Below are 25,856 nucleotides of genomic sequence, written 5' to 3'. Positions count from 1 at the left end.
CCATGGCGAAGGTGATTGGAATCGACCTGGGCACCACCAACTCCTGCGTCGCCGTGATGGAAGGCGGCGAGCCGGTGGTCATCCCCAACAGCGAAGGCAGCCGCACCACGCCGTCCATGGTGGGCTTCACCGACTCCGGCGAGCGCCTGGTGGGCCAGATTGCCAAGCGGCAGGCCATCACCAACCCGGAGAACACCGTCTTCGCGGCCAAGCGGCTCATCGGCCGCAAGTTCGACTCGCCGGAGGCGAAGAAGGCCATTGGCGTCTCCTCCTTCAAGGTCGCGCCCAGCCCCAACGGCGACGCCTGGGTGGAGATCCGCGGCAAGGGCTACAGCCCGCCGGAAGTCAGCGCCATCGTGCTGATGAAGATGAAGCAGACGGCGGAGGACTACCTGGGCGAGCCCGTCACCGAGGCGGTCATCACCGTCCCCGCGTACTTCAACGACAGCCAGCGCCAGGCCACCAAGGACGCGGGCCGCATCGCCGGCCTCAACGTGCTGCGCATCATCAACGAGCCCACCGCCGCCGCGCTCGCGTACGGCCTGGACAAGGTGAAGGACGCCACCACGGAGCGCATCGCCGTCTACGACCTGGGCGGCGGCACGTTCGATATCTCCATCCTGGAGCTCAACGCCGGCGTCTTCGAGGTGAAGAGCACCAACGGCGACACGTTCCTGGGCGGCGAGGACTTCGACCAGCGCCTCATCGACTACCTGGCCAAGCGCTTCGCGGAAGCCAACAACGGCCTGGACCTGCGCAAGGACCGCATGGCGCTCCAGCGCCTGAAGGAGGCCGCCGAGCGCGCCAAGCACGAGCTTTCCAGCGCCCCGGAGACGGAGGTCAACCTCCCGTTCATCACCGCGGACGCGTCCGGCCCCAAGCACCTCACGGAGACCGTGGACCGGTCCACCTTCGAGGCGCTGGTCGCGGACCTCATCGACCGCTCCATCGAGCCGTGCCGCATCGCGCTCAAGGACGCGGGCGTCACCGCGCAGGCCATCAACCAGGTCCTCCTGGTGGGCGGCATGACGCGCATGCCGCGCGTGCAGCAGAAGGTGAAGGAGTTCTTCGGCAAGGAGCCCCACAAGGGCATCAACCCGGATGAAGTCGTCGCCGTGGGCGCCGCCATCCAGGGCGGCGTGCTCAAGGGCGAGGTGAAGGACGTCCTCCTGCTGGACGTCACGCCGCTGTCCCTGGGCGTGGAGACCGCGGGCGGCGTCTTCACGAAGATCATCGACAAGAACACCACCATCCCCTGCAAGAAGGGCCAGGTGTTCTCCACCGCGGTGGACAACCAGCCGCTCGTGTCCGTGCACGTCCTGCAGGGCGAGCGCGAGATGGCGGCGGACAACAAGACGCTGGCGCGCTTCGAACTGGTGGGCATCCCGCCCGCGCCGCGCGGCGTGCCGCAGATCGAGGTGTCCTTCGACATCGACGCGAACGGCATCGTGCACGTGAGCGCGCGCGACCTGGGCACCGGCAAGCAGCAGCAGGTGCGCGTGGTGGGCAACTCCGGCCTGTCGGAAGCCGAAATCCAGGCGATGATCAACGACGCCCAGTCGCACTCCGCGGACGACAAGAAGAAGAAGGAGCTGGCGGAGCTGCGCAACAACGCGGACGGGCTCATCTACACCACGGAGAAGAGCCTGGAGGAGTACGCCAACCTCCTGTCGGAGAAGGACCGCGGCGAAATCCAGGCGGACCTGGAGCGCCTGCGCTCCGTGCTCAACACCTCCGACGCCGGCGCCCTCAAGGAGGCCTTCCAGCGGCTGGAGGGCAGCGCCTACCGCATCGCGGACGCCATCTACACGGACCAGGCCAAGTCCGGCTGATGCCTCCCCCCGGGGCGTGTGGGCCGGGCGGAGCAATCGCCCGGGCCCCCCGTTCGTAGGCCCGGGGGGGCCGCCTCTTTCCTCCCCGGAGCCTTCCTCATGCAACTCACAGAAGCCGTGATGATCATCATGGTCACCGGCATGACCGTCGGCATTCCCCTGCTCGGCCTCACGCTGCGCTTCGCCCTCAAGCCCGTGATTGAGACGTGGCTGCGGGTGCGCGAGGTCCAGGCCCGCGGGCAGGTGTCCGCCGGGGACCTGGAGGGGCTGCGCGCGCGCGTGGCGCACCTGGAGCACATGCTGGACCGCCACGGCCTGCTGGAGCACACCCTCACCCGTCCGGTGAGCCCGGAGCTGCCGGAGGGCCTGTCCCCGGTGGTGCGCGTGGAGCGCGAGCGCGTCTGACACCTCACCCGACGGGCGCTCCTTCCCCGCCGGATTTTCGGGTATTGATGGGCGCGTGGCGTTCCAATCCCCGGAAGAAGAGCTGGCCTTCCTGCGCGGCCTGACGGCCGTGAACCGGATGGCCGACGACATCCTCGAGGACTGCCTGGAGCGGGGGCTGGACCTCGACACCGGCCTGGACGTGTTCCTCACGCAGTGCGCCCGGATGGTGCACGCGAAGGCGGGCTTCGTGTCGCTGAGGGGTACGCGTGGCCCCGTGCTGACGCGCGTGCTGGGCGAGCTGGGCGTGGACGTCTTCGAGGCGGCGCGCTGGAGCGGCCCCCGGCGCCTGCGCGAAGGCCGGATGCTCTTCTGCCAGCAGCTCACCCTGGGGCGGCTGAACCTGGGCGGACTCGGCCTGCTGGTGGACGGGAACTTCGAGGACGGCGGCCAGCGGGTGATGGGGCTGGTGGAGGCGATTGGGGAGCAGCTGGACTCGGCGGTGCTGTCCTTCCTGGCGCTGACGGACGGGCGCGGGCCGCTGGAGCGGCTGGACGAGCTGGACGTGGATGGCACGCCCGTCAACCGCGGGCGCATTGGCCGCTATGAGGTCGTGCGGCCGCTGGGCACGGGCGGGATGGCGCAGGTGCTCATCGCGCGCACGCGCGGGCCGGAGGGGCTGGGGCGGCTGGTGGCGCTCAAGCGCATCCTGCCCCACCTGACGGCCCAGCCGGAGATGGTGCAGCAGTTCCTGGACGAGGCGCGCATCGGCCTGCGGCTGTCGCACCCCAACCTGGTGCACGTCTACGACTTCGGCGAGGCGCAGGGCGCCTACTACATCGCCATGGAGCTGGTGCACGGCGTGGACCTGGACCGGCTCCTGCGCGCCAACAAGGGGCCGCTGGAGCCGGCGGTGGTGTCCGCCATCGTGTCGCAGGCGCTGATGGGGCTGCACTCCGCGCACGCCCTCAAGGGCGAGGACGGCGCGCCGCTGGACCTGGTGCACCGCGACCTGTCTCCGCACAACCTGATGGTGGGCTTCGACGGCCAGGTGAAGGTGCTGGACTTCGGCGTGGCCAAGGTGCGCGCGCAGCGCACGGTGACGCTGCCGGGCATCGTGAAGGGCAAGCCGCTCTACATGTCTCCGGAGCAGGCGCTGGGCCAGCGGCTGGACGCGCGCAGCGACCTGTTCGCCATGGGGCTCGTGCTCTACCAGGCCCTCACGGGGCGGCGCGCCTTCGAGCACGACGACGAGCTGGTCACCATGAAGGCCATCTGCCAGGAGAAGCTGCCCCGGCCCCCGGAGGTGTCCACGCCCCTGTGGAACGTGCTGTCGGTGGCGCTGTCCAAGGACCCCCAGGCCCGCTTCGACAACGCCCACGCCATGGCGGACCGGCTGGTGGCCGCGTGTCCCCCCGCGCGGGACACGGCGCTGGCGGCGCTGGCGGGCCGGCTCTTCCCGGAGCGGCTGCGCGAATCGCAGCGGCTGGAGACCGCCGTGGACCGCGCGCGCGAGGCCCCCTCCCGCGCCCCGCCCATCCGTGCGCCTCGCTGACCCCGAAGCGCCGCGCCCCCGCATGCCGCGCGCGTGTAGGCGCGGCATGGGGGGTGAAGCACAAGGTCCGCGAGGCTTCCTGCCCTGACAGCGCCTACGAGCGCTTGAGCGGATCGATGTCCGCGTTCGCGTTGTAGCCGGTGCGGCGAGTCTCCTCGTCCACCACGGGCTCGGTGCGCACCACCTTCACGTCCTCCAGCTCCTCGTGGCGGACCCGGCCCTCCATGGTGCGGCGCTCCTCGATGGGGCGCTTGTGGATGGTGACCTCCTCGTCCGTGTACGAGCGCTTGGTGAGCTCCGCCTCCTCCGCGCTCAGGGGGATGCGGATGGTCTCCTCCTGGAAGGTCGCCACGTCGCCGGGGATGGTGTCCTTCACCGCCCGGCGTACCACCTCCACCTCCTCGTGGCGCAGCGGGACCTCCACCGTCTTCTTCTCCTCCACGACGACCTTGCGTACCTGCGCCTCGCCCGCGGAGCGCTGGCGCTTGGTGACGCCCAGCTCCTCATGGTGCGTGCGCAGCGTGACGTCCTCGTTCGCGATGCGCTCGTTGGCGTTCGCGATGCGCTCCCGGGCCTGCATGTCGGTGCGCAGCTCCCGGTCCTTCCTCAGCTCGCGGTCCTTGAGGTCCACCTTCTCCGCGCCGGTCCGGGCAACGTCTCCCATCCGCTGGGGGCCCGTCTTCAGCCCCGCGCCCATGCCGGTCGCGGTGCCCGTGGTCGCCGTCGTCGTCTCCGACGCGGGCGTGCCCACGCCCACCACCCCGCTGCCCCTGCCCGCGGCCAGGTCCGCCGTGTCCGCCAGCCCGCGCAGCGCCTCGCGGCCGTGGTTGAGGAAGATCTCCCCGTTGCGCAGGTCGCTCACCTCCGCGTAACGGACCAGGTAGTCCTTCGGGAAGAACATCCCCTTCTCGATATGGAATTCGCCCTCACCCACGGCGAACACCTTGCCCAGCTTCTCGCCGTCGCTGCTGCGGACCGTCATCCCTTCCTTGATGTCGTTTCGCTTGATCATTGACGTGACTCCTTGTGCCTTCACCTCGGGTCGGTGTGGCCGGAAGCGGAGCCCCAGGCCGTCCAGCACGCTGGAGAGGGGTTGCCTGGGAGGTAGTGGACGTTGAGGTGTCCGCCACGGCCACATTCGAAAAGTGGGTTCAATGACGCCCAAGAAAACCCCTGCTGCTGGATGATCCGGGGGCTCGGTACGCCGCCCGCCATTGGCAACAGGACGCCGGATGCCTCTCCGCTTCCTGTCGGGAGAGCAGGCGTGCAGGGGCGACATCCCCGGTTCCCTCGCTGGCGGTGCGCGTCGCCGCACCCCACTGTGTGGGCGCGGGCCTGGATGTCCCGGCCCGCGTGAAGAAAGAAGGAGCTTGCGATGCGAGCCACGAAGCCACACCGGGGACTCGGGTGGATGGCCGGCGCGGTGGGGCTGCTGGTGACGGGCCGGTTCCTGCGCCGCCGCGCTGGCGCGGCCCACACGGAATCCGCCCCGGAGGCGGTGTCCGCCCTGGAGCCCGTCGATTGGGCCCTCGCCGCGGCCGAGGCACCGTCCGCCCTGCCGCTGGAGGAGGCCGGGGCCTCCGCCAGGGAGGATCTGACGCACGAGGACATGGCGCCGTGGGAGGACGACGAACTGGAGGGGGCGGGGCCAGGAGGCCCTCCGAGGATCCGCCGGGGGCCGTCGGGGCGGGAGCACTACTGGCTGGAGCCCTGAGCCTCATGGGGGCGTACGCGCCGTGAGGCATGGGTTCGCGACAGCGATGTTCCTGGATGTTGGCGGGACTCCGGAGCCAAGCTGTGCGCTTGACCCATGGGGAGGGCTCCCCTAGAAAACCGGGGCTTTGACCGTCATCTCCCCCGGAGGAAGCCCCCGCATGCGACGACTTGCCCCGATGCTCCTCGCCGCGCTCGCCGTCCTGGCGGCCGCCTGCGAGAAGAAGCCGCAGCCCACGGGAGAGGCGGGAGGCGCGCCCGCGGCGCAGGCCCCGGCCACCGCGCAGGGCGGCGGTACGCCCCCGGCGGGTGATGACGTCATCGTGCTGGGTGAAGTGGGCGCGCTGACGGGCGGTCAGGCGACGTTCGGCATCTCCACCCGCAACGGCGTGGCGCTGGCGGTGAAGGAGGCCAACGCCGCCGGCGGCGTGAAGGGCAAGAAGCTGGTCGTGCGCGTGTACGACGACCAGAGCAAGCCCGAGGAGGCCGCGCAGGCGGTCACCCGCCTCATCACCCAGGACAAGGTGGTGCTCATCCTGGGCGAGGTGGCCTCGTCCAGCTCCCTGGCCATGGCGGAGAAGGCCCAGGCGGCCGGCGTGCCCATGATCACCCCGTCGTCCACCAATCCCACCGTGACGGAGAAGGGCGACAACATCTTCCGCGTCTGCTTCATCGACCCGTTCCAGGGCTTCGTGATGGCGAAGTTCGCGCGGGAGAACCTCAAGCTCAACAAGGTCGCGGTGCTCCAGGACAACAAGAGCGCCTACTCCATCGGCCTCACGGAGGTGTTCCGCCAGAAGTTCACGGAGATGGGCGGCAAGATCACCGCCACGGAGAGCTACAGCCAGGGCGACACGGACTACCGCGCGCAGCTGACCGCCATCAAGAAGACGCAGCCGGAGGGCATCTACGTGCCGGGCTACTACAGCGAGGTGGGCATCATCGCCCGCCAGGCGCGGGAGCTGGGCCTGAAGGTGCCGCTGATGGGCGGCGACGGCTGGGACTCGGAGAAGCTCTTCGAGCTGGGCGGCAGCGCCATTGAAGGCAGCTACTTCTCCAACCACTACTCGCCGGACAACCCGGACGAGCGCGTGAAGAAGTTCATCGCGGACTACAAGGCGGACAACAACGGCGCGGTGCCGGACGCGCTCGCGGCGCTGGGCTACGACGCCGCGCGCGTCGCCATCGAAGCGCTCAAGCGCGCCCCGGACACCAGCGGCCCGGCGGTGCGCGCGGCCATCGCGCAGACGAAGGACTTCCCCGGCGTGGCGGGCAACATCACGCTGGACGCCAAGCGCAACGCGGTGAAGTCCGCCGTGGTGCTGAAGGTCCAGGACGGCAAGTCCACGTACGTCACCACCATCTCGCCGTAACCCAGGGCCCAACCCGGCATGTCGCAGCTCCTCCAGCACCTCATCAACGGTCTGGCCGCCGGCACCATCTACGCCCTGGTCGCGCTGGGCTACACGATGGTGTACGGCGTCCTCAAGCTCATCAACTTCGCCCACGGCGACGTGATGATGGTCGGCGTCTACATGGGCTACGCGACCGCCTTCGCCCTCGGGCGCCAGGCGCAGCACTCCCTGTGGGGCGTGGTCCTCATCTTCGCGGTGGCCATGGTGGGGTGCGCGCTGCTCGGCTTCCTCATCGAGCGCTTCGCCTACCGCCCGCTGCGCGAGAAGCCGCGCCTCACCGCGCTCATCACCGCCATCGGCATCTCGTTCGCGCTGTCGTACGGCTTCCAGCTGGACATCGGCTTCCTGCCGGGCGCGTCCCCGCGCGCCTTCCCGGAGGTCATCACCCCCAGCGAGTGGTTCATCGTGGGCGACCGCGACGTGGTGGTGTGGAACTGGCAGGTCATCAGCTTCCTCATCGCCGTGGGGCTGATGGCCGGGCTCCAGTTCCTCGTGTACCGCACGCGCTTTGGCAAGGCGATGCGCGCGGTGTCCTTCGACCACCGCACCGCGGCGCTGATGGGCATCCCCACCGACCGCATCATCGCGCTGACGTTCATGCTCTCCAGCGCGCTGGCGGCGGGCGCGGGCCTGCTCTACGCCATCAAGGACACGTCCGTGAGCCCGCTCATGGGCTTGTACGTGGGCCTCAAGGCCTTCGTGGCGGCGGTCATCGGCGGCATCGGCAACGTGCCGGGCGCCGTGGTGGGCGCGCTGCTGCTGGGGCTGGTGGAGGAGTTCGTGGTGGGCTACGCGGCCAGCACCTGGCGTGACGCGGTGGCCTTCGGCTTCCTCATCCTGGTGCTGCTGGTGAAGCCGGGCGGTCTGTTCGGCCGCGTCGCGGCGGAGAAGGTCTGATGGCCGTCCCTGGCGCGACGACGTTGTCCGACGAAACGGTGGGCCGCGTGCCCCCGGCCCTGCGCGGCCTCTTGCCCGTGCTCATCGCGGCGCCGGTGCTGGCGCTGGCGGAGGTGCTGCTGGGCGCCTCGCCCTTCGCCACGTACCTGCTGTCCGTGGTGGGGGTGAACATCATCCTCGCGGTGAGCCTCAACATCGTGAACGGCATGACGGGCCAGTTCTCCATTGGCCACGCGGGCTTCATGGCCGTGGGCGCGTACATCGCGGGCGTCACGTCGCTGTCGCTCAAGGAGGTGGCGCTGTCCTTCCTGCCGGTGGCCGCCAGCGACCAGGTGCTCTTCACCGTGGCGCTGCTCACAGGGGGCGTGGCCGCCGCGCTGTGCGGCTTCCTGGTGGGCCTGCCGTCGTTGCGGCTTCGCGGGGACTACCTGGCCATCGTGACGCTGGGCTTCGGTGAGATCATCCGCGTGGTGGTGCAGAACACGGAGGCCTTCGGCCGCGCGCTGGGCCTGTCCGGCATCCCGCAGTACTCCAGCGTGGCCATGGTGTACTTCTGGGTCTTCCTGGTGGTGCTGGTGGCCCGGCGCATCGCGGGCTCCAGCCACGGCCGCAGCCTGTGGGCCATCCGCGAGGACGAGGTGGCCGCGGAGGCCATGGGCGTGGACACCACCGGCTACAAGGTCCGCGCGTTCGTCATCTCGTCGTTCTTCGCGGGCATCGCCGGCGGCCTGTTCGCGCACTTCGTGCCCATCATCAACCCGGGCTCGTTCACCTTCGTGAAGTCCATGGAGATCGTCGTCATGGTGGTGCTGGGCGGCCTGGGCTCCACCACGGGCGCCATCATCGCGGCCATCTTCCTCACGCTCCTGCCGGAGGGCCTGCGCTCGCTGTTCGGCGCGCTGGGCGCGGAGGGCAGCCTGGCGCAGAAGGTGGATCAGATCCGCATGCCCGTGTACGGCCTGCTGCTGGTGGTGCTGATGCTGGCGCGGCCGCAGGGCCTGTTCGGCACGAAGGAGCTCTGGGACGTGGTGCCCCGGTGGCTCCCCCGGAAGAAGAAGGGGATGTCATGAGCGCCGCCGTGACGCCCTCCTCCATCCCTTCGGGCTCTCCCTCGGGCCCTGGCGACGCGCTGCTGCAGGCGTCCGGCGTGAGCATCCGCTTCGGGGGCCTCAAGGCCCTCACGGACTTCAACCTCACCGTGCGCCAGGGCGACCTGCTGGGCCTGATTGGTCCCAACGGCGCGGGCAAGTCCACCGCGTTCAACGTGCTCACCGGCGTGTACCAGCCCACCGAGGGCGAGGTGCGCGTGGCCGGCCAGCGTGTGAATGGCTGGGTGCCGCATCAAATCAATCACCTGGGGCTCGCGCGCACGTTCCAGAACATCCGCCTGTTCCGCGCCCTCACGGCCCTGGACAACGTGAAGGTGGCCTGCCGCGCTCAAGGCGCGCTGCACCCGGTGCGCCTGGGCCCCGTCGCGAAGGCGGGCACGGCGCTGCGCAACTACCGCGACTGGTGGCGCGCGCTGCTGCTCACCCCCGGCTTCCAGGCCGAGGAGCGCGAGCTGACGCGCCAGGCGGAGCACCTGCTGGAGGTCATGGGCCTGTCGCACCGCCGCGACGAGGAGGCCAAGAACCTCCCCTACGGCGAGCAGCGCCGGCTGGAGATCGCCCGCGCGCTGGGCACCCGCCCGAAGGTGCTGCTGTTGGATGAGCCCGCGGCGGGCATGAACACGCGCGAGAAGGCGGACCTGATGGTGCTCATCCGCCGGCTGCGCGACGAGTTCTCGCTGGGGGTGCTGGTCATCGAGCACGACATGAAGCTGGTGATGGGCATCTGCGAGCGCATCACCGTGCTGGACCACGGCGAGACGATTGCCCGCGGCGCGCCGGCGGAGGTGCGCAGCGACCGCAAGGTCATCGAGGCGTACCTGGGCGACAGCTACCTGGAGTCCCACGGAGGCGCGGCGTGAGCGAGCCGGTGAAGGTGCTGGGCGAGCGGCGCGCGTTCGAGCCGCTCCTGTCGGTGGAGGGCATCCAGGTCCGCTACGGCGCCATCCAGGCGCTGCGGGGCGTGTCCCTGACGGTGGGCCGGGGCGAGATGGTGGCCCTCATCGGCGCCAACGGCGCGGGCAAGACGAGCACCCTGCGCGCGGTGAGCGGCATGCTCAAGCCCTCCGCGGGGCGCATCACGCTGGCGGGGCAGGACATCACCGGCCTGAAGGCGCACCAGCTGGTGCCGCGCGGCATGGCGCACGCGCCGGAGGGGCGGGGCATCTTCCCCAACCTCACCGTCTACGAGAACCTGGAGCTGGGCGCGTACCTGCGCAAGGACACCGTCCAGGTGCGCCAGGACATGGACAAGGGCTTCGGCCTGTTCCCGGTGCTGCGGGAGCGTCAGAAGCAGCTGGCGGGGACGTTGTCCGGCGGTGAGCAGCAGATGCTGGCCATTGCCCGTGCGCTCCTGAGCAAGCCGCAGCTCCTGCTCCTGGACGAGCCGTCCCTGGGCCTGGCGCCGCAGGTGACGGAGACCATCTTCCGCACGCTGCGCGAGGTGAACGCCACCGGCGTCAGCGTGCTGCTGGTGGAGCAGAACGCGCACCTGGCGCTCAACGCCGCCCACTACGGCTACGTGCTGGAGACGGGCGAGGTGGTGATGGCCGGCCCCGGCAAGGCGCTGCTGGAGAGCGCCGAGGTACGGCGCGCGTACCTGGGCGAATAGCCTTCCCGGGCCGAATTTCCGGCTCCGTTGCGCGTTGTCCGCCCCCGGACGCTTCCGGGGGGACCCCGGGGGCAAGTTGCTCGCGCCGCGTCGAAACTCGGGTAGTCAGCGGCGGAGGACTTCGTCTACCGTCCGAAAAGACAGTCTGTTCCCTTCCACTTCCCTTTCAGGAAGCGTGCCCATGCGCCCGTTGTCCCGCCTCCTCCTTGCCTCGCTTACCACGCTCGCGCTCATCGCCGGCGCGTGCGCCAATCAGCAGAAGACCGACGGCTCCTCGTCGTCGGGCGGCCCCCAGGCCACCTCCACCATCGAAGACGTGCCCAACGAGGGCGCTCCGGCCGAGCAGGGCGGCGGCGCGGCTCCGGCCACGGCCTTCAAGCCCTACGAGGCGACGGAAGGCTTCGTCATCGCCATGCCGACGGAGCCCCAGGTGGAGCGCAAGCAGGTCCCGCTGGGCGCCAACACGGTGAACACCGCGGCGTTCTCCTCGCGCACCGAGGACGGCACCATCTACTCCGTCAGCACCGCGGACTACCCGGAGCGCCTGGTGGCGAGCCGTCCTCCGGAGGCCCTGCTGAACGAGGGCAAGGACGGCCTGGTCAAGCAGGTCCAGGGCACCATCAAGGAAGAGGCGGACATCACCCTGGATGGCTACCCCGGCAAGTCCTACACGGTCAGCTCGCCGGTGGTGGGTGAGGTGAAGGCGCGCAACTTCCTGGTGGGCCCGCGCCTGTACACGCTGCTGGTCATCTACAACCCCAACCACCCCAACACCACGGCGGATGAGTTCCTCACCTCGCTGAAGCTGGTGAACCCGCCCCCGGCCGTCACCACGGCCACGCCGGACGCCGGCACCGCGGACGCGGGCACCGTCGAGGCCGCGGACGCGGGCACCGCCACCGACGCGGGCACCGCCGCCCCGGCGCGCCGCCGCAAGAAGTAGACGCAAGGCACGCTGACGCGACGCTCCCCAAGCCCGGGAGCGTCGCGCGGTGTGGATGTGTTCACCTGTCCGCGCGGAGAATGTCGGGCCCTTGGGGTTCGCCTCCGCCGGATTGCACCCGGGTCTGACGTCCCTACCTTTCGCGCGGGGATACGACGGGGGCGCAATCACATGATGTCCTGGGTGGGGGCCCTGCTGACCACGGTGGTGGCGGCGGGTGGGGTGCCCATGGTGCCGGTGGGCGGGGGCAATGCCCTGACGCTGCCGGCGCATCGGCACGCGGTGCGGGTTGAGACAGGCAATGGGCAGGCGCCCACGTGGCTCCTGGCCATCCAGCAGCAGGGAGCGGGAGGGGAGGGGCTGAACCTGTTCCGGTCCGAGGACGGGTTCAGGAGCTTCTCCAAGCTGGCGGAGATCCAGCCAGACGCGTCGCACCACGACCGGGCGGAGCTGGTCGCGGTGGGGCGGGATGTGGCCATGGTCTACGGATACGAGGACCCGTCGCTGGCGGCGTCGTCGCGGCACGACGTGTACTTCCAGTGGTGGCGCTACGACGCGGCCCGGGACACCTGGGCGCCGAAGCCGGCGGTGCGGGTGTTCGACGCGGACAGCTCGACGGCGTATTCGCGGGCGCTGCTGGCGCAGGACTCGAAGGGGCGGCTGTGGGTGCAGGCGTTCCGGCTGGAGTCGGACGGGGGCTCCACGGCGGTGGTGGCGGTGTCCTCGGACGGCGGCGCCACGTTCCAGCGGCAACCGGACCTGGGGCGGACGAAGCGCCGGGGCGGAGGGCGGCTGCTGAGCGTGGGGTCGAAGCTCATCTTCTTCTGGGCCATGCACGACGGCTACGAGCCCACGCGGATGCGGGTGCGTGACGCGGCGGATCCGCTGGACACGTGGGGGCCGCAGCGGGACGCGTTCTCCGACGGCATCTACCATGGCGCGGCGCTGAGCGCGGTGGAGGACGGGAAGGGCGGCATCCACCTGGTCTACAAGGACGAGACGGAGCGGCTGTATTACCGGCGCTTCGACGGCACGTCCTTCGGTTCGCGCGTCCTGGTGGAGGGGACCCCGGACTGGGCGTTGCAGCCCGCGGTGACCCGCATCGGGGACGCGCTGTATGTCTTCTACAATCACTTCCAGACGGCGACGGATTATGAAATCCGCGTGCGGGTGCTGCGCGGCGGCGTGTTCAGCGACCCGGTGACGCTGGACTCGCGCACGAGCTTCAAGGGCTACCTGAACGCGGTGGACGTGCTGCCCGGCAGCGTCACGGAGGTGCCGTGCTTCTACGGTGACGCGGTGGATGCGAACTCCAGCGGCCGGGTGATGCGCGTGGCGTTGGCGCGACAGCCGGACGGGGGCGGCGGTCCCGGGCAGGATGGCGGGACGCCGGATGGCGGGGGCGCTCCGGATGGCGGGGGCGCTCCGGATGGCGGCTCCGATGGAGGTTCCGGCACCCCGGACGCGGGCTCGGGCTCAGATGGCGGCGTGGATGCGGGGACGCCGCCGGTGGATGGCGGGGTGCAGGGGCCGGTGACGCTGGAGCCGGTGTTCACGAACGCGACGCATGAAGTGCTGGCGGTGGACGGCTCGGGCACGGTGTACGCGCTGGCGCTGGATGGGAGCCGCTCGAAGCTGTGGGCGAGCACGGACGGCGGGCGCACGTTCAGCGCGCGAGGGCAGGGCGTGGGCGGCGCGTCGTTCTGGGTGATGGCGGTGCTCCGGGACGGGACGCTGCTGGCGCAGATGAGCCGCGGTGGCAGCTACCACCTGGAGCGCTCGACGGACGGCGGGCGCACCTGGGCGGACGTGGTCTCGCTGGGGAACTACCGCGCCATGTCCCCCGCGAGCTTCGCGCAGCTGGGCAGCACGGTGTTCTTCCTGGAGTACCAGACGTTCAGTTCCGGGAACACGCCGCTGCGGCTGTGGGCGAGCGCGGACGGCGGCGCGACGTGGACGGTCCGGGCCACGCTCCAGGACCGCCGGAACGGCACGGCGCTGTACGCGGACGCGACGCGGAGCGTGCTGTGGGCCACGTTCGGGAGCAGCAGCACGCAGGCGGCGGTGATGCGCTCGACGGACGGGGGCCGCACCTGGACGACGGTGATGGGCGGCTACGCGGCCAACTCGGTGACGGGGAAGGTGTTGTCGGGCGGGGAGCTGCTGTTGGGGCAGTCCACGCTCTACGAGCCGGAGCACCCGAAGCTGCTGCGCGTGTACGCGAGCGGACGGGTGGACGCGCTGAAGACATTGCCGGGGCCGGCGTACTCGCTGGGCGCGCTGGCGGGAGGCGGCTTCGTGCTGGGAACGGCGAGGGCGGACGTGGGGGACGTGCAGCCCGCGTCGGACGTGTACGCGCGCCTCTTCACCAGCGCGGACGGCGTGACGTGGACGGAGGCCCGGAGGTTCGAGCGGGCCACGACGGGCGTCCTGGCCCGCGCGGAGGTCTGGGGCGTGCTGGCCAACGGAGACCTGGTGGTGCGGGCGGAGAACCTGAAGGGCTTTGGATCCGGAGGGAAGGGGTTCCAGGTCCTGCGGGTGAAGCGCTGAAACGCGGCATCACGGTGGGGCACGCTGCCCCACCGTGATGCGGGCTCATCACGGAGTTTGTGGCGGCGCGGACATCAGGTGCACGACGTTGCCGAAGTTGCCCACCGCCCAGATGTCGCCGGGGTTGTTGCCTGCAATGTCATACAAGCTGACGTTGATGTCCCTGGCCAGCCGCCAGGTGGTGCCGTTCCAGTGGAAGATTTTTCCCTGGTCGGTCGTGAGGTAGATGGAGCCTTCACCAAAGGCCAGCACGCTGGTGAACATCTCCTTGATATTAGGAGGGCCTGCCTCCTTCGTCCAGGTGCCATCTTTCCACTTGAGCAGCGTTCCATCGAAACCCACCGCATAGGCCAGACGTGGGGTGACGACGTAAACCCCGTTCAACAAAGGCGCGCCGGAAGGCGTGACATCATTCCAGGCGGTTGCTCCTGAGTTGCGCTGGAGGATGTATCCCTGACTGGTGGAGGAACCGCCCACCGCGAAAAGCTTGTCGGTCAGCGTGCCCGAAACGTCGTAGAGGGGCTTGCCGGACTGCGACGTGACGGCGACGGTCACACTGGCACCTCCATCCCAATCGAAGGTTCCGCCGTTGGCCCCGGTGTTCGCGACGCCGACGAGTTGGACGCCGCCACCCGTGACGGGGAAACCCACCAGGCCCGTAGTGGTGCCGGACCCCTTGGGAGGCTTGACCGGGGAACAACTGCTGGAATTGGGTGCCTGGATGGAGAGGATGTCGTTATCACCGCCAATGTATGCGGTCTCGGTGCGTGAGTCCGCCCACACGCTGTAGAGCACCCGTTCTCCGGCTCCCCCGGTGCACTTGCCCGGAAGAACCGTGAAGCTGGAGGCGTTGGGCTGCTTGACGGCTCGAGTCGAGTCATTACCCACGACCCATACGCCTCCATCGCCATAAAGCGCGATGCTGCGCAGCGCGGGGCCACCATTGTTGATGGACTGAGCGATCCAGGTGGGCTGGCCTCCGTCGGGACAGGCGTTATCCGCGGTGTCGTCCAGGTTGTTGCAGTTGTTGTCCTCCCCGTCACAGAGCTCGGTCGCCGAGGGATAGGTGAAGGGATTGCCGTCGTTGCAATCCCCTCCGGCGTTGGCGACATATGTCACGGTGTTGGTGCTGGGATTGGCGCACGACACCACACTGTCCGCGTCGCGACCGTGATTGTCTCCATCGCCATCCACGTACCAGGTGGGGATCGTGGCGAGGGGCGGAGGCTGGCAGAGTGTTCCGCCGTCAGCGGGATTGCACTGCACGGTGCTATTGGTGCACTTGTAGGCCTGATCCGTGCATGGGCTGCCGACGTTGAAGCCGTCATCCGGGCCGCCGACGCAGTTCTCGTCCTTGCCGTTGCAAACCTCCAAGGCCCCGGGATGCCGGGTCTTGTCATTGTCATCGCAGTCGTCCCGGTTCGTCGCAGTGGCCTGGACGTACCCTTCGGCGGGGACTGGCGCCGCCTCGGGGCAGAAGATGGAGGCCTCGACGTCCGGCGAGCCATGGCCGTCGCCATCCTGGTCCCGCCAGTAGCGGTAGGTGTCCGGCAGCACGCAGCTGACGGTGAGGTCCGAGTTGCAGGAGTTCGTCCCGCGGCAGCCCTTCTCGCCGGTGCAGCTCTGCCCGATCCGCAGTTCGGTCGCGCCTGGCGTCCCGTTGCAATTGTTGTCGACGTTGTTGCACAGCTCGGTGGCGCCGGGATTGATCTTCGCCGCATCCACACCATCGTCATTGCAGTCCGTGCCGCCCGCCTTCGTGTCGACGTAGCCGTCTCCGTCCGCGTCCTTCGCCGTCAGGTCCAGGGCGATCTCCTGCAGGTCCCCCTTGTCCGCGCTCCCCTTCTTGATGACGAGGCCCTGCGTGTGCGTGTCGACCAGCTTCCCGCTGCACGCGCCCCCGTCCGGCGAGCGCTCCAGGCCATTGGCAGTCACCTTCAGCTGCGGTCCCCAGCCGTCCGGCACCCGGATGCCCACCACCACATGGTCCTTGGAGGCCTTGTCGGTGCCGAGGACCGGGACGTCCGTGGAGCGCGTATCGCCGTTGTCCCCGTTCTGGACCTTCACCTGGATACAGGCGGGAACGAAGTTCGCGTAGGTGACCGTGACCTTCACCCCGTCCTGGGGGTCCTTACAGCCCGCGAGGGCCAGCAGCGGCAGCATCAGCAGGAGGCGTTTCATGGGCGCGCATTCTACCGGCCCTTCTCCCCGCGTGTGAGTCCTTGCCGCCCCTCTTGATTCCTCAGGAGATGACGCCGTCTCAGCGCACCGGTGCGAAATCCGAATACACCACCGCCAGCCGGTCATCCGCCGCCAGGCTCGCCGGCGTCACCAGCTCCAGGTCCAGCGGAACCGGCCCCCGGTAGCGCTCGGCGATCTCCTGTTTCAATCCCGCGACATCCAGGTCGCCCAGCCGCTCCATCCTTCCGTACGCCACACCCGCACCCGCCGCGTACGCCTTGCGCACCAGCTCCGAGCAATACATCGCCTCGTCGCCCCACCCGAAGAGCGCGTCATACGGCTTGCCCAGGTGCCGCTTCGCCTCCGCCACCGCCCGGGCCTTCGCCGCGTCATCCACCCCCCTCGGCCGCATCACCAGGAGCCGCCCCCTCACCCCGCGCGAGCGCCACTGCGCGAACGGCGTGCGCTTCACCGGCTGCACGGCCTCCACCACGAACACCCCCTCCGGTGTCACCTCCACCAGCCCCACGTGCGACAGCGGGCTGTGCGTGGCCACCTGGATGGCCTTCGACTGGCGTGATCCCGACGTCTGGAACACCACGTCCCCCGTCCGCACCCGCGCCGCCACGTCCTCCACCGCGCCCGGCGCCGCCTGCGTCCCGCGGCCCACCAGCCACGCCGCGCCCACCAGCACGAGGGCCATGAGCCACAGCCCCTTCAACATCCAGCGCATCCGCCAGTCCCTTCCAGGGGTTGCATCCATCCACCCACCCCTGGTGCAGCCCCGGTGCCACACTTTAGGGGCCGGTCGCTTCCGACCCCGGGTCGGAGCGTGGTAAAGCTGGGGAAACTACTTATTACAGCGATTCAAGAATAGTGTGGCATTGCCGTAAATTTCAGGGTAGTGAAGGAGTCCCCGCGCGCCAGCTGTCCGGGCGCCCGGAAGAGGGGGGATCCATCGGAGGAATTCGTCGTGACCGCACCGAGCTCGCCCATCCGTTGCTTGCTGTATCCGTCACTGGGCGAGGTGCGGGAGCACGTGCGCGTGGAGCTGTTCGCGCGGGCGCTGTCGGAGCGGATGGGCCGCCCGGTGGTGATGTCCATGGCGCCCACCTACGAGTACCTGGAGGCGGAGCTCGCGGCGGGCCGCGTGGAGATGGCCTGGGGCACCGCCGAGCAGTGCAACGCCTTCGAGCCGCAGGCGCGCGCGGTGCTGCGCGCGGTGCGCTCCGGGAGCTGGCACTACCACGCTGCCTTCATCTGCCGCGCGGACCATCCGCTGACGCTGGAGACGCTGCCGGGCAAGCGCGTGGCGTGGGTGGCGCCGCGCTCCACCGGCGGGCACCTGCTGCCGGTGCGCCACCTGGAGTCGCTGGGCCTGCGCCCCGACACGCTCTTCTCCGAGCAGCGCTTCCTGGGCACCTACCGCAAGGCGCTGGACGCCGTGCTGCACGGCGAGTCGGACCTGTGCGCGATGTTCTCCAACCACTCGGACGCGCACGCCATGCGCGCCACGCTGATGACGTACCTGGGCGCGGAAGCGGCGCGGCTCACGCCGTTCCTCTTCACCATCTCCACGCTCGCGGACGGCCTCATCCTCACGAAGCGGCTGCCGGAGGCGGACGCCCAGGCGCTCATCTCCGTCCTCACCCGGATGAACACCGACGGCGCGGGCCTGGAGATGCTCATGGGGCCCTTCCGGGTGGAGGGCTTCGTGCTCTCGCCCGGCCTGAGCGCGCCCGTGTCCAGCCCGCGCCCCTCGGGGGCCGCGGAGTACCTGGCCGGGGAGCTGGACTCCGAAGGGCGCTGCCTGCGGCTGTGGTCCCCGTCCGGCCGCGCCTTCGGCATGGACATGCGCGGCGCGGAGGGGCGCAAGCTGGAGGAGGTCCTGGGCACCGCCGCGAGCAAGCCCCTCATGTCCCTGGTCCAGGCCGTGCTCCGGGGCGGCTCCGACGGGCGGCTGGAGTACCGGCTCGAGGTGAACGGCGACGAGCGCGTCTACGCGGCGGAGATCACGCCCTGCGCGCCGTCGCCGGGGGACACGGGCGTGCGGCTGGGCCTGCTGGTGCGCGACGTCAGCGGCCTGCGCGCGCTGGAGGACCCGCTGTACCGGCTGGCGTCGTTCCCGCTCCTGCACCCGGAGCCGCTGCTGGAGCTGGCCATGGACGGGGAGCTGCGATACGCGAACCCCGCCACCCACGCGGCCTTCCAGGACCTGGTGGAGCGGGGCCCCGAGCACCCGCTGGTGCACGCGGCGGTCTCCTGGGCGTGGCGGGGCGCTCCCCCGGGCGAGCCCCCGCCCACGGTGCATCTGGACGGCCGCTACTGGGAGCTCACCGTCGCGCAGCTGTGGGACCCGCCGGGCCTGCGCGTGTTCGCGCGCGACGTGACGCTGCGCAAGCAGCTGGAGGCGCGGCTGTTCCAGGCGGACCGGCTGTCCGCGCTGGGCTCGCTCGCGGCGGCGGTGGGCCATGAGATGAACAACCCGCTGGCCTTCGTGCTGGCGAACCTGTCGTTCATCCGCGAGGAGATGGACCGCCTGAAGCAGCCACTGCTGGAGGGCACGCCCGTCCCCCGCGAGGACCTGACGGACATGCTGGATGCGCTGAGCGAGACGGTGGAGGGCGCCACCCGGCTCAAGCACATCGTGCAGGACCTGCGCACGCTGTCGCGCAAGCCGCCCGAGCACCGCGCCCGCGTGGCCGTGCAGCCGGTGCTGGAGAACGCGCTCAAGCTCTTGCGCGGCGAATTGCAGCACCGCGCGAGGCTGGAGCGGGACTTCCACGACATGCCCACCGTGGACGCGGACGAGGCGCGCCTCACCCAGCTCTTCCTCAACCTGCTGCTCAATGCCCTGCAGCAGATGGACGCCCAGGACGCCGCGAACAACGTGCTGCGCGTGGCGGCCTACACCAGCGAGGACGGCGAGGTGGTGGTGGAGGTGCAGGACTCCGGCAAGGGCCTGTCCCCGGACGCGCTCGCGCACATCTTCGAGCCGTTCGCCACCGCGCGCCCCAACAGCACCGGCCTGGGCCTGTCCGTGAGCCACACCATCGTCACCGGCCTGGGCGGCACGCTGCGCGCGGAGAGCCGCGAGGGCCGGGGCACGCTGCTCACCGTCACGCTGCCGGCGGCCGTGCCCGTGGCCGAGTCGCTGCGCGCCTGCTAGCCGCGCTCCAGCATCACCTCCAGCCGGGGCACGTAGTGGCCGTGCGTGCTCTCGAAGAGCACCAGCCGGTCCACGCGCCCCTCGCCCCAGGAGGCGGCCTGCAGCTCGCGCGCGCACGCCGCCAGCGCCGGGTCTCCGCGCATCGGCCGTGCCCGGGCCAGCGTCAGGTGCGCGGTGTACTCGGCATGCTCGGACACGAAGCCCAGGGGCCCCAGCGCGCGGGCCACGTCCGCCTGGAGCGCCTTCAGCGCGGCGGTGTCCCCGCGCACGTCCGCCCAGAGCACGCGCGGGTGTGACGGCGAGCCGAACGTCCCGCCGCCCCCCACCGACAGCACGAAGGGCGCGTGGTACAGCCCCACCGGCTCCAGCGCGTCGCGCAGCTGCGGCAGGCGGCTGTCATCCACGTCCCCCAGGAAGAGCAGCGTCAGGTGCACGCCCTCCGGCCGCACCCACTTCGCGCCTGGCGCCAGGGGGCGCAGGCGCTCGATGCCCCGCCCGGCCTCGGCGGTGAGGGCGTCTCCCAGCGTCACGGCGGTGAACAGGCGCATCGCGAGTGCCCTCCTTGGGGCGGCTCCTGCTTCAGGGAACCTGGACGCTGCCGGCCGCGCGCGCCTTCCGGGGCCGCGGCCACAGGGCGTAGACCCAGGCGGGCAGGAACACGAGGAACTCCACGCCGCTCACGTAGAGCCCCCGCGCGGACAGCATGCCCGCGCCAATGGGCGCCACCGGCAGCGGCCGCACCGGGGCGAAGATGCGCGCAGGGGAGAAGGGCCAGAAGAGGGCCGCGCCCAGCCCGCCGTCCGTGAGCGTGTCCAGGATGCCGTGGCTGGCCAGCGCCGCGAGCGCCAGGAAGCCCCAGCGCCGGGCGGACCCTCCCTTCCACCGGGCCAGCGCCGCCACCGCGAGCGCCACCGCCGCCGCGAAGACGAGCGAGTGCGACGCGCCCCGGTGTCCCCACGTCGCCGCATAGGGGATGCGCAGCGCGAACGCCACCACGTCCGCGTCCGGCAGGAGGGCGAGCAGCGACAGGAACGCCATCACCGCCACCCGCCGCCGCCAGGGCGCGCCCGCTCCCGTCTCGAAGCGCCCCAGCGCCATGCCCACCGCTACGTGCCCGATGCTCGCCATGAGCGGGGACCCTAACGCAGGGGGCCCGCCTGGAGGGCGTCCCGTGCGTGGGGTAGCCTCCATCGATACATGCGGTTCCTGTTCTCACGCGCCCGTGTCGAAGCCACCCTGCAACGTCGCCTGGAGGAGTGGCGGGCCGACGTCGGCTCCTGGCTCAACATGACGCGCGTCGGCGCCACCGCCGCGTGGCTCCTGCTGGCCCTGCTGGATGGCTGGAGCGTGTCGCGCGGCGTGCTGGCGGCCTACATCGCGCTCGCGGCGGTGTTGTGGGCGGCGGCGCGCCGGGTGCCGGACCTGCTGCGGCGGCCCGCGCTGGGCGTGGCGCTGCTGGACATGCCGCTCATCTACTTCCTCCAGGCGCGGGCCATCCCGGCCACCGCCAACGGCGTGCCCACCGCGCTGCTCACCATGGGCGTGTACCTGGTGCTGGTGGTCATCGTGTCCATGGTGACGCTGTCGCGGCTCATCGTCGCGGGGGCCACGGCGCTGGGCATCGTCGCGGTGGCCCTGCTCACCTTCCGCGCGGGCCTGGAGCCGTCCCAGTTCCTGCCCGGCATGGTGCTGGTGATGGTGCTCGCCTCCTCGGTGGCCTTCTTCATCAGCCGCACGGTGATGGGCCTGGTGACGGACGTGGTGCGCGAGGAGATGCAGCGTGAACGGCTGGGGCGCTTCTTCTCCCCGGAGGTCGCCCGGCGCATCTCCGAGCGCGGCACCGACGGCGAGGCCGGTGAGCACCGCGAGGTGACGCTGCTGTTCTCCGACATCCGCGGCTTCACCTCGCTGTCGGACCGGATGGAGAGCCCCCAGGTGGTGGCGCTGCTCAACGAGTACCTGACGCGCATGGTGGAGGTGGTGTTCCGCCACGGCGGCACCCTGGACAAGTTCATCGGCGACGGCATCCTCGCGTACTTCGGCGCGCCGCTGGAGCAGCCGGACCACCCGGAGGCCGCGGTGGCGTGCGGGCTGGCCATGCTGGAGGCGCTGGAGGCCCTCAACCAGGAGCGCAAGGCCCGGGGCGAGTTCACGCTCGACATCGGCGTGGGCATCCACACCGGCCGCGTGGTGGTGGGCGCCGTCGGCAGCGAGCAGCGCCGCGAGTATACCGTCATTGGCGACGCGGTGAACCTGGCCAGCCGCATCGAGGGGCTGACGAAGAAGGTCGGCGCCCCGGTGCTCGTCTCCCGCGCCACGCGCGAGCGCTGCCAGGGCACCTTCGACTTCGAGGCCGCCGCGCCGCTGCCCGTCGCGGGCAAGCCGGAGCCCGTGGCCACCTTCCTGCCCCGCAAGCGCGCCCTGCTCGCCGCGGGCGGCTGAAACACGACGGGGCCGGGAGTCGCCTCCCAGCCCCGCGGGTACGGCGGACACGCTGGCGGTTCAGTACGCCTTGGAGAACACGATGCGGCCCGGCGACGGGTTGCCCGTCAGCACGCACTTGCCCGGCTCCTGCTTGAGGCTGAACGGGCGGCAGCGCGTGGTGAGGCCCGTCTCCTCCTTGATGCGCGCCTCCGTCTTCGGGTCCAGGTCCCAGTGCGCCAGCAGGAAGCCGTCCTCCGCGCGCGCCTTCATCTCCTCGTAGGAGTTGACCTCGAAGGTGTGCGAGTCGCGGAAGTCCTTGGCCTTCTGGAACAGGTCCTTCTGCATCTGGTCCAGCATGGCCTGGGCCTTGGCGACGGCCTCGTCCAGCGACACGAACTCCTTCTGGCGCAGGTCGCGGCGCACCATCACGCACGAGCCCTTGGCCAGGTCCTTGGGGCCCAGCTCGATGCGCAGACACGTGCCGATGAGCTCGTGCTCGTTGTACTTGAAGCCCGGGCCCTTGGTCTCGTCGTCGTCCACCACCACGCCCAGGCCCGCCTTGCGCAGGTCCGCGGCCAGCGCGTGGGACTTCTCCATCACCTGCGTCTTCTCCGCGTCCGTCGCCTTGCCGGCGATGGGGATGATGACCACGTGCGTGGCCGCGATGCGCGGCGGCACCACGAGGCCCGCGTCATCCGAGTGCGTGAGGATGAGCCCGCCGATGAGGCGCGTGGAGGAGCCCCACGACGTCTGCCACACGTGGTGCATCTTGCCGTCGCGGCCCTGGAACGTGGTGTCGAAGGCCTTGGCGAAGTTCTGGCCCAGGTTGTGGCTGGTGCCCGCCTGGAGCGCCTTCTTGTCCTGCATCATGGCCTCGATGCTGTACGTGCGCAGCGCGCCGGCGAACTTCTCCGACTCCGACTTGCGCCCCGGCAGCACGGGCATGGCCATGTAGTCCTCCGCGAACGTGCGGTAGACCTCCAGCATCTGCAGCGTGCGCTCCTCCGCGTCGGCTTCCGTCTCATGGCAGGTGTGGCCCTCCTGCCAGAGGAACTCCGTGGTGCGCAGGAACAGGCGCGTGCGCATCTCCCAGCGCATCACGTTGGCCCACTGGTTCACCAGCAGGGGCAGGTCGCGGTAGCTCTGGATCCACTTGGAGAAGCTGCGGTTGATGATGGTCTCGGACGTGGGCCGGATGACGTACGGCTCCTCCAGCTTCTGGCCACCCGCGTGCGTGACGACGGCCAGCTGCGGGTTGAAGCCCTCCACGTGCTCGGCTTCCTTCTTGAGGAAGCTCTCCGGGATGAGCAGGGGGAAGTAGGCGTTCTTCACGCCCGTGTCCTTGAACATCCTGTCCATCGTCCGCTGGATGTTCTCCCACAGCGCGTAGCCGTTGGGGCGGATGACCATGCAGCCCTTCACGTCCGAGTAGTCAGCGAGCTTCGCCTTCTGGACCAGGTCGACGTACCACTCGGAAAAGCCCTTCTCGCGGGGCGTGAGCTTCTCGGCCATGTGCTGGGCACCTTGCTAGGAATGGAAAGTGGGAGGCTGCCTACGCTGGGATGTTCCGGAAATCAACGCCGGACCGAGGCCGGACTCCTCCCGTGGGTCCCGGCCGTGCTTGGAAGACGACCCGCCATGCCCACGCCCCCTGACGCCGCGCCCCGGCAGCTCGCTGAAGACGTGCACGTGTTCGACGCCCCCTTCTCCCTCTTCGGCGTGCCGGTGGGGGGCCGCATGACGGTCCTCCGCCTGCCGGACGGCGGGCTGTGGGTGCACTCGCCTGTCGCCTTCACGCCGGAGCGGCGCGCCGCCGTGGCGGCCCTGGGGCCCGTGCGCTTCCTCGTGGCCCCCAACCTCTTCCACCACCTGCACCTGCCGGACTGGGCCGCGGCCTTCCCCGACGCCCGCGTGGTGGCGCCGCGGGGCCTGCGCGCGAAGCAGCCGGCGCTCCGCATCGACCTGGAGCTGGAGGACCTCCCGGACCCCGCCTGGGCCCCCGTGATTGAGCAGATGAACGTGCGCGGCATGCCCCTGCTCAACGAGTTCCTCTTCTTCCACCGACCGTCCCGCACCGCCCTCGTCACCGACCTGGCCTTCCACTACGCGCACGCGGAAGGCCTGAAGCTGCGCGCGTACCTGTGGCTGGACGGCGTCCTGGGGCGCTTCGCCGCGCCGCGCTTCCTGCGCCTGCTGACCCAGGACAAGGAGGCCGCGCGGGCCTCCATCCAGCGTGCGATGAAGTGGGACGTGGAGCGGGTCATCGTCTGCCACGGCCAGGTGCTGGAGCGCGGCGGCCAGAAGGCGCTGCACGACGCCTTCTCCTGGCTGTAGGGCGCGGCTTGCCCCCAAGTCACAGGGGAGTGTCGGCTGCTGCACTCCTCGCCGCGCTGCGCTAGAAGGGGACCTCCTCGTTTTTCCTGATTCCCCCCAGGAGGTCGTTCCATGCGGTCCTTTCTTTCGTCGGTGGGCGCGGTCGCGGTGTGCCTTGTCGCGGGCTCGGCGTTCGCCAACTCCACGGGCATCAACGGGCGCAGCGGCAAGCAGGGCGTGTCCTGCACCGCGTCCGGCTGCCACGGTGGCGGTTCGAGCACCCCCACGGTGACGCTGGAGGGGCCCACGGCGCTGACCGCGGGCCAGACGGGCAACTACTCGTTGATCATCACCGGCGGCCCCGGCGTGAAGGCGGGCATGAACGTGGCCGTGGACGGCGCGACGCTGACCGCGGGCGCGGGCACGAAGCTGATGAGCGGTGAGCTCACGCACTCGCTGCCCAAGGCGTTCAGCAACGGCTCCGCGCGCTTTGACTTCTCCCTGGTGGCCCCGGCCACCAACGGCACCTACAAGGTGTACGCGGCGGGCAACTCCGTGAACGGCAACAACGAGTCCACGGGGGACTCGCACGCCAACGCCACGCTGGACATCGTGGTCACCGGCGGCACGGACCCCGTCAAGCCGGATCCGGACGACTCGAAGGACGGGGGCGGCTGCTCGGTGGCCACCACCGGCGCGCCCGCGGCGCTCATCGCCGTGTTCGTGGCGCTGGCCGCGCGCCGCCGCCGTCAGTCCGGCCAGGCCTGAGCCCGGGCCGCAGCCCGCCTGCCCTCCGGCCTGGCGCCGGGAGGCAGGACGACAGCGCGAGGGCGGGCGGCCTACCATCGCCCCCCTTGATGCGAACGCGCTCTCTCCTGACCGCCCTGTTCGTCGCGGGATCGCTGGCCTGTGCCTCCGCTCCCGCGGTGCGTCCCACCCTGTCCTCGGGCACCACGCCCGTGGCCGTGGCCCCGAAGCGTGAGCCGGGCGCCCTGCGGGTGATGACGTTCAACATCCAGTCCGGCCTGCGGGGGCTGGAGCAGGTGGCGGACGTCATCCGTCAGGAGGGCCCGGACGTCGTCGCGCTACAGGAGGTGGACGTGGGCTCCACGCGCGCGCACGGCGAGGATCAGGTGGAGCGGCTGTCCGCGCTCACCGGCCTGAAGTACCGCGCGCACTTCGGCACCACGCGGCTGTACGGCGGCGCGTATGGCATCGCGCTCTTGTCGCGCTACCCGCTGGAGTCGCTGGCGCAGTACCCGCTGCCCACGCCGAAGGGCGCGGAGCCGCGCACGCTGGCACACGCGGTGCTGGACGTGGACGGGCGCGAGGTGAGCGTCTACGCCACGCACCTCATCCGCCGGCCCTTCAACGGCGCGGCGCGCGTGCGCCAGAGCGCCTTCATCTCCCGGTTGCTCGAGAAGGACTCGCGGCCGCTGCTCCTGATGGGGGACCTGAACGATGATCCGGACTCGCGCCCGGTGCGGCTCTTGCGCCGCCAGCTCCAGGACGTGGCGCGCGTCACCCGCTCGGACCGGACGGGCACCTACCCGATGCCGCTGTTCCTGAAGTCGCTGCGCATCGACTACGTGATGGCGTGCGGCGCCTTCACCCCGGTGTCCACGCGCGTGCTGCGCGTGGGCGCGTCCGACCACTACCCGGTGGTGGCGGACCTGCGGCTGCGGCCGGAGCCCACTCCCGTGGCGGCTCCGGCCGGCGCTGCTCCCGCCCGTACGGCCACGGCGGCCGCGCTGCCCTGAGG

Annotated in this window: 22 protein-coding genes; 16 read left to right on the top strand and 6 right to left on the bottom strand. The window is 70.5% G+C overall.

Going from position 1 to position 25,856, the window contains the following annotated elements; genetic code table 11:
- The first annotated feature begins 2 nt into the window (after positions 1-2).
- From dnaK to KYK13_RS34940, 3 genes are all read left to right on the top strand, one after another.
- Positions 3-1,832 carry a molecular chaperone DnaK gene (dnaK, locus tag KYK13_RS34950; protein WP_223638781.1) on the top strand — a complete coding sequence of 610 codons (1,830 nt, stop codon included), beginning with the start codon at positions 3-5 and terminating at the stop codon, positions 1,830-1,832.
- Positions 1,833-1,931: 99 nt separating this feature from the next.
- Complete coding sequence (locus KYK13_RS34945) at positions 1,932-2,237, top strand: hypothetical protein (protein ID WP_223638778.1); 306 nt, start codon at positions 1,932-1,934, stop codon at positions 2,235-2,237.
- A gap of 55 nt (positions 2,238-2,292) precedes the next feature.
- Positions 2,293-3,771 carry a serine/threonine-protein kinase gene (locus KYK13_RS34940; RefSeq protein ID WP_223638776.1) on the top strand — a complete coding sequence of 493 codons (1,479 nt, stop codon included), beginning with the start codon at positions 2,293-2,295 and terminating at the stop codon, positions 3,769-3,771.
- A gap of 94 nt (positions 3,772-3,865) precedes the next feature.
- Here KYK13_RS34940 and KYK13_RS34935 read toward each other — a convergent pair whose 3' ends face one another.
- Positions 3,866-4,783 (bottom strand): YsnF/AvaK domain-containing protein, encoded by a 918-nt coding sequence (locus tag KYK13_RS34935; protein WP_223638774.1) that lies wholly within the window; start codon positions 4,781-4,783, stop codon positions 3,866-3,868.
- 363 nt (positions 4,784-5,146) lie between these two features.
- Between KYK13_RS34935 and KYK13_RS34930 the strand changes: the two genes are divergently transcribed.
- From KYK13_RS34930 to KYK13_RS34895, 8 genes are all read left to right on the top strand, one after another.
- The gene (locus KYK13_RS34930) at positions 5,147-5,485 is read left to right on the top strand and encodes a hypothetical protein (RefSeq protein WP_223638773.1); all 339 of its coding nucleotides are present in this window, start codon (positions 5,147-5,149) and stop codon (positions 5,483-5,485) included.
- A 160-nt stretch (positions 5,486-5,645) separates the two neighbouring features.
- Positions 5,646-6,857: an ABC transporter substrate-binding protein gene (locus KYK13_RS34925; protein WP_223638772.1), complete on the top strand. Its 1,212-nt coding sequence runs from the start codon at positions 5,646-5,648 to the stop codon at positions 6,855-6,857.
- Positions 6,858-6,875: 18 nt separating this feature from the next.
- Positions 6,876-7,796 (top strand): branched-chain amino acid ABC transporter permease, encoded by a 921-nt coding sequence (locus KYK13_RS34920; protein WP_223638771.1) that lies wholly within the window; start codon positions 6,876-6,878, stop codon positions 7,794-7,796.
- Positions 7,796-8,866: a branched-chain amino acid ABC transporter permease gene (locus KYK13_RS34915; RefSeq protein ID WP_223638770.1), complete on the top strand. Its 1,071-nt coding sequence runs from the start codon at positions 7,796-7,798 to the stop codon at positions 8,864-8,866. The genes KYK13_RS34920 and KYK13_RS34915 overlap by 1 nt, the downstream gene beginning before the upstream one ends.
- Complete coding sequence (locus KYK13_RS34910; RefSeq protein ID WP_223638768.1) at positions 8,863-9,765, top strand: ABC transporter ATP-binding protein; 903 nt, start codon at positions 8,863-8,865, stop codon at positions 9,763-9,765. The genes KYK13_RS34915 and KYK13_RS34910 overlap by 4 nt, the downstream gene beginning before the upstream one ends.
- Positions 9,762-10,514: an ABC transporter ATP-binding protein gene (locus KYK13_RS34905; RefSeq protein WP_223638766.1), complete on the top strand. Its 753-nt coding sequence runs from the start codon at positions 9,762-9,764 to the stop codon at positions 10,512-10,514. The genes KYK13_RS34910 and KYK13_RS34905 overlap by 4 nt, the downstream gene beginning before the upstream one ends.
- A gap of 181 nt (positions 10,515-10,695) precedes the next feature.
- Positions 10,696-11,457: a hypothetical protein gene (locus KYK13_RS34900; RefSeq protein ID WP_223638764.1), complete on the top strand. Its 762-nt coding sequence runs from the start codon at positions 10,696-10,698 to the stop codon at positions 11,455-11,457.
- Positions 11,458-11,628: 171 nt separating this feature from the next.
- The gene (locus tag KYK13_RS34895) at positions 11,629-14,007 is read left to right on the top strand and encodes an exo-alpha-sialidase (RefSeq protein WP_223638762.1); all 2,379 of its coding nucleotides are present in this window, start codon (positions 11,629-11,631) and stop codon (positions 14,005-14,007) included.
- Between the two features lie 48 nt (positions 14,008-14,055).
- Here the strand turns inward: KYK13_RS34895 and KYK13_RS34890 are convergent, their stop codons facing one another.
- Both KYK13_RS34890 and KYK13_RS34885 read right to left on the bottom strand, forming a co-directional pair.
- On the bottom strand, positions 14,056-16,188 hold the full coding sequence (locus tag KYK13_RS34890) for a MopE-related protein (protein ID WP_223638760.1): 2,133 nt from the start codon (positions 16,186-16,188) through the stop codon (positions 14,056-14,058).
- Between the two features lie 79 nt (positions 16,189-16,267).
- Positions 16,268-16,951 carry a YiiX/YebB-like N1pC/P60 family cysteine hydrolase gene (locus tag KYK13_RS34885; protein ID WP_304504075.1) on the bottom strand — a complete coding sequence of 228 codons (684 nt, stop codon included), beginning with the start codon at positions 16,949-16,951 and terminating at the stop codon, positions 16,268-16,270.
- Positions 16,952-17,161: 210 nt separating this feature from the next.
- Here KYK13_RS34885 and KYK13_RS34880 point away from each other — a divergent pair, with 210 nt between their 5' ends.
- A complete protein-coding gene (locus tag KYK13_RS34880; RefSeq protein WP_223638758.1) occupies positions 17,162-19,357 on the top strand; it encodes a PhnD/SsuA/transferrin family substrate-binding protein in 2,196 nt (731 codons plus the stop codon).
- Here KYK13_RS34880 and thpR read toward each other — a convergent pair.
- Both thpR and KYK13_RS34870 read right to left on the bottom strand, forming a co-directional pair.
- On the bottom strand, positions 19,354-19,905 hold the full coding sequence (gene thpR / locus KYK13_RS34875; protein ID WP_223638756.1) for an RNA 2',3'-cyclic phosphodiesterase: 552 nt from the start codon (positions 19,903-19,905) through the stop codon (positions 19,354-19,356). The genes KYK13_RS34880 and thpR overlap by 4 nt on opposite strands.
- Before the next feature lie 31 nt (positions 19,906-19,936).
- Positions 19,937-20,485, bottom strand: a complete 549-nt coding sequence (locus KYK13_RS34870) for a metal-dependent hydrolase (RefSeq protein ID WP_223638754.1) — start codon at positions 20,483-20,485, stop codon at positions 19,937-19,939.
- A 69-nt stretch (positions 20,486-20,554) separates the two neighbouring features.
- Here KYK13_RS34870 and KYK13_RS34865 point away from each other — a divergent pair, with 69 nt between their 5' ends.
- Complete coding sequence (locus tag KYK13_RS34865) at positions 20,555-21,799, top strand: adenylate/guanylate cyclase domain-containing protein (RefSeq protein WP_223638752.1); 1,245 nt, start codon at positions 20,555-20,557, stop codon at positions 21,797-21,799.
- 60 nt (positions 21,800-21,859) lie between these two features.
- Here KYK13_RS34865 and proS read toward each other — a convergent pair whose 3' ends face one another.
- A complete protein-coding gene (gene proS / locus KYK13_RS34860) occupies positions 21,860-23,293 on the bottom strand; it encodes a proline--tRNA ligase (protein ID WP_223638749.1) in 1,434 nt (477 codons plus the stop codon).
- A gap of 126 nt (positions 23,294-23,419) precedes the next feature.
- Here proS and KYK13_RS34855 point away from each other — a divergent pair, with 126 nt between their 5' ends.
- The 3 genes from KYK13_RS34855 (at position 23,420) to KYK13_RS34845 (ending at position 25,854) form a co-directional block, all read left to right on the top strand.
- Positions 23,420-24,115: a DUF4336 domain-containing protein gene (locus KYK13_RS34855; RefSeq protein WP_223638746.1), complete on the top strand. Its 696-nt coding sequence runs from the start codon at positions 23,420-23,422 to the stop codon at positions 24,113-24,115.
- A 111-nt stretch (positions 24,116-24,226) separates the two neighbouring features.
- Positions 24,227-24,862 carry an MXAN_6652 family MXYO-CTERM-anchored protein gene (locus KYK13_RS34850; RefSeq protein ID WP_223638744.1) on the top strand — a complete coding sequence of 212 codons (636 nt, stop codon included), beginning with the start codon at positions 24,227-24,229 and terminating at the stop codon, positions 24,860-24,862.
- An 89-nt stretch (positions 24,863-24,951) separates the two neighbouring features.
- Complete coding sequence (locus KYK13_RS34845; RefSeq protein ID WP_223638741.1) at positions 24,952-25,854, top strand: endonuclease/exonuclease/phosphatase family protein; 903 nt, start codon at positions 24,952-24,954, stop codon at positions 25,852-25,854.
- Positions 25,855-25,856: the final 2 nt, after the last annotated feature.

This window comes from Corallococcus sp. EGB, from assembly GCF_019968905.1.
In the GTDB taxonomy this organism is placed as follows: Bacteria; Myxococcota; Myxococcia; order Myxococcales; family Myxococcaceae; genus Corallococcus.
Note: the sequence above shows the minus strand (reverse complement) of the source record. Positions and strands in the feature narration are given on the sequence as shown.

Bases quoted from the DNA above. Each gene is read 5' to 3' on its own strand.
- KYK13_RS34935 (WP_223638774.1), bottom strand. From the start codon at position 4,783: ATGATCAAGCGAAACGACATCAAGGAAGGGATGACGGTCCGCAGCAGC.
- KYK13_RS34900 (WP_223638764.1), top strand. From the start codon at position 10,696: ATGCGCCCGTTGTCCCGCCTCCTCCTTGCCTCGCTTACCACGCTCGCG.
- KYK13_RS34895 (WP_223638762.1), top strand. From the start codon at position 11,629: ATGATGTCCTGGGTGGGGGCCCTGCTGACCACGGTGGTGGCGGCGGGT.
- KYK13_RS34910 (WP_223638768.1), top strand. From the start codon at position 8,863: ATGAGCGCCGCCGTGACGCCCTCCTCCATCCCTTCGGGCTCTCCCTCG.
- KYK13_RS34845 (WP_223638741.1), top strand. From the start codon at position 24,952: ATGCGAACGCGCTCTCTCCTGACCGCCCTGTTCGTCGCGGGATCGCTG.
- thpR (WP_223638756.1), bottom strand. From the start codon at position 19,905: ATGCGCCTGTTCACCGCCGTGACGCTGGGAGACGCCCTCACCGCCGAG.
- KYK13_RS34890 (WP_223638760.1), bottom strand. From the start codon at position 16,188: ATGAAACGCCTCCTGCTGATGCTGCCGCTGCTGGCCCTCGCGGGCTGT.
- dnaK (WP_223638781.1), top strand. From the start codon at position 3: ATGGCGAAGGTGATTGGAATCGACCTGGGCACCACCAACTCCTGCGTC.
- KYK13_RS34920 (WP_223638771.1), top strand. From the start codon at position 6,876: ATGTCGCAGCTCCTCCAGCACCTCATCAACGGTCTGGCCGCCGGCACC.
- KYK13_RS34915 (WP_223638770.1), top strand. From the start codon at position 7,796: ATGGCCGTCCCTGGCGCGACGACGTTGTCCGACGAAACGGTGGGCCGC.
- proS (WP_223638749.1), bottom strand. From the start codon at position 23,293: ATGGCCGAGAAGCTCACGCCCCGCGAGAAGGGCTTTTCCGAGTGGTAC.
- KYK13_RS34850 (WP_223638744.1), top strand. From the start codon at position 24,227: ATGCGGTCCTTTCTTTCGTCGGTGGGCGCGGTCGCGGTGTGCCTTGTC.
- KYK13_RS34855 (WP_223638746.1), top strand. From the start codon at position 23,420: ATGCCCACGCCCCCTGACGCCGCGCCCCGGCAGCTCGCTGAAGACGTG.
- KYK13_RS34870 (WP_223638754.1), bottom strand. From the start codon at position 20,485: ATGGCGAGCATCGGGCACGTAGCGGTGGGCATGGCGCTGGGGCGCTTC.
- KYK13_RS34930 (WP_223638773.1), top strand. From the start codon at position 5,147: ATGCGAGCCACGAAGCCACACCGGGGACTCGGGTGGATGGCCGGCGCG.
- KYK13_RS34945 (WP_223638778.1), top strand. From the start codon at position 1,932: ATGCAACTCACAGAAGCCGTGATGATCATCATGGTCACCGGCATGACC.
- KYK13_RS34925 (WP_223638772.1), top strand. From the start codon at position 5,646: ATGCGACGACTTGCCCCGATGCTCCTCGCCGCGCTCGCCGTCCTGGCG.
- KYK13_RS34865 (WP_223638752.1), top strand. From the start codon at position 20,555: ATGCGGTTCCTGTTCTCACGCGCCCGTGTCGAAGCCACCCTGCAACGT.
- KYK13_RS34885 (WP_304504075.1), bottom strand. From the start codon at position 16,951: ATGGATGCAACCCCTGGAAGGGACTGGCGGATGCGCTGGATGTTGAAG.